Origin of the sequence: Tabrizicola sp., assembly GCF_051645465.1 — a bacterium.
In the GTDB taxonomy this organism is placed as follows: domain Bacteria; phylum Pseudomonadota; class Alphaproteobacteria; order Rhodobacterales; family Rhodobacteraceae; genus Tabrizicola.
In genome coordinates this window covers 1-2,215 of record NZ_JBOFBI010000273.1, presented here as the reverse complement: position 1 = coordinate 2,215, position 2,215 = coordinate 1, and the positions used below count along the sequence as shown (strand labels likewise).

Genomic DNA, 2,215 nt, shown 5'->3' with positions numbered 1-2,215 from the left:
TGAAGGAGTTCTCGCTGGGGACGCGCGAAGGATTGGCACTGATGTGCCTTGCCGAAGCGCTGCTGCGCACACCCGACGCGGAGACGCGTGACCGGTTGATCGCCGAGCAGATTTCCATGGCCGATTGGGCGAGCCATCTCGGCAAGGCCGACAGCTTGTTCGTCAACGCCTCCACCTGGGGGTTGATGCTCACCGGCAAATTGGTCGATGTTGAAGACGAAGCGAAGCGCGATGTCGGCAGTTATCTGAAGCGCCTGACGACACGCGCTGGTGAGCCGGTCATCCGGCAAGCAGTGGCCGCTGCCGTGCGGATCATGGGCGAACAATTTGTTTTGGGCCGCTCGATTGGCGACGCCTTGAAGCGCGCCAAGCGCGAGAAGATGCTGTGCTCCTTCGATATGCTGGGTGAAGGCGCGCGAACGGCGCAGGATGCGGCGCGATACGCAGCGATTTACGGTGATGCCATTGAAGCCGTCGGCAGGGCTTCAAGCGGAGCAGGACCGGAACAGGGCCACGGTGTCTCAGTAAAGCTTTCCGCTTTATGCCCACGCTATGAAGCCGTGCAGGAAGCCCGGGTGTGGTCGGAGCTATATCCGCGCGTCAAAGCACTGGCGCTTATCGCCGCCAAGTTTGATCTCAATTTCGCAATTGATGCCGAAGAGGCAGATCGGTTGGTGCTGTCTCTGAAGCTGGTTGAGCGACTGGCGCATGAGGAAGAACTTGGCAACTGGCAGGGTCTGGGCGTGGTGGTTCAAGCTTATCAGAAGCGCGCGCCGGGGGTGATTGCGGCTTTGCGCGATCTGGCACAGCGCTCCGGGCGGCGGATTATGGTACGTCTTGTCAAAGGTGCCTATTGGGACAGCGAGATCAAGCGCGCCCAGGTGGCGGGCACGCCTGACTATCCGGTGTTTACCACCAAGGCCGCGACGGACCTGTCGTACATTGTCTGCGCCAAGGCCTTGATCGATGCCAGCCCGCACCTCTACCCCCAATTCGCAAGCCACAACGCCCACACGCTCGCCGCCGTGCGCCACATGGCCGCTGCGGCAGGCGTCGCTATCGAGCACCAGCGGCTGCACGGCATGGGGGAAGCGCTCTATCAGGCCGCTGCGGATGAATATGGCCCGCTGATCGTGCGCGCCTATGCGCCGGTCGGCGGGCATGAGGATCTGCTGCCCTATCTCGTTCGCCGGCTGCTGGAGAACGGTGCGAACAGCTCGTTTGTCCATGTCCTGCTCGATGAAACTGTGCCCGCCGTCGATGTTGTCCGTGATCCGGTTGCGCTGGTCGAGGCACAGCCGGGCAAGCATCCGCGCATCGCCTTGCCGCGCGACATTTACGGTGCGGGCCGCGCCAATCCGCTGGGCCGCGATGTCAGCCAAGCCAGCACCCGCGCCACTCATGCTGCCGCCATTGCCGCACAGAAACAAGCGCAGCCGGTGGCCGGAGCCATCAACGGCGGCAAGCTCGACTGCAAGGCGCCGCGCGACGTTTTCAACCCATCGGATCGGAGCCAGGTCATCGGTGCCGCCAGCGATGCCAGTGCCGCCCACATCGACGAAGCTGTCAGGCGCGCACGCCTTGCGCAACCGGCATGGGACAAGAGCGGCGGGGCTGCGCGCGCCGCCGTTCTGCGGGCGATGGGCGATGCGCTGGAAGGTCAGATGGACCGGCTAATGGCTTTGCTGGCACTTGAAGCGGGTAAGACCTTCAACGATGCTGTCGCTGAAGTTCGCGAGGCAGTCGATTTCTGCCGCTACTACGCCTGCCTGGCCGAGCGTGAGTTTACAGCCCCGCAGACGCTCACCGGGCCGGTCGGCGAGACTAACCAGTGGCAGCTTTTCGGACGCGGCATTTTCGTCTGCATCTCTCCGTGGAATTTCCCGCTGGCTATTTTCACCGGGCAGATTGCTGCCGCGCTGGCGGCAGGCAATGCCGTCCTTGCCAAGCCAGCGGAGCAGACCCCGCTGATCGCGGCCGAAGCGGTGAAGCTGTTCCACGGCTGCGGTCTTGACCCGGACCTGCTTGCGCTATTGCCCGGTGACGGTGCCAGCATCGGCGCGGCGCTGGTGGCGCATCCCGGCATTGATGGTGTCGCGTTTACTGGCGGCACCGAAACGGCCTGGGCGATTAATCGCAGTCTTGCGGCGCGAACCGGCCCGATCATCCCCTTCATCGCTGAAACGGGCGGGCTGAATGCGATGTTCGTCGATAC

At 63.5% G+C, this 2,215-nt stretch carries 1 protein-coding gene; it reads left to right on the top strand.

Annotation, left to right across the window (positions count from 1 at the left end):
• Positions 1-41 precede the first annotated feature (41 nt).
• A partial coding sequence (gene putA, locus ACRCSW_RS17480) for a bifunctional proline dehydrogenase/L-glutamate gamma-semialdehyde dehydrogenase PutA (RefSeq protein ID WP_438706925.1) occupies positions 42-2,215 on the top strand: 2,174 nt, incomplete at its 3' end.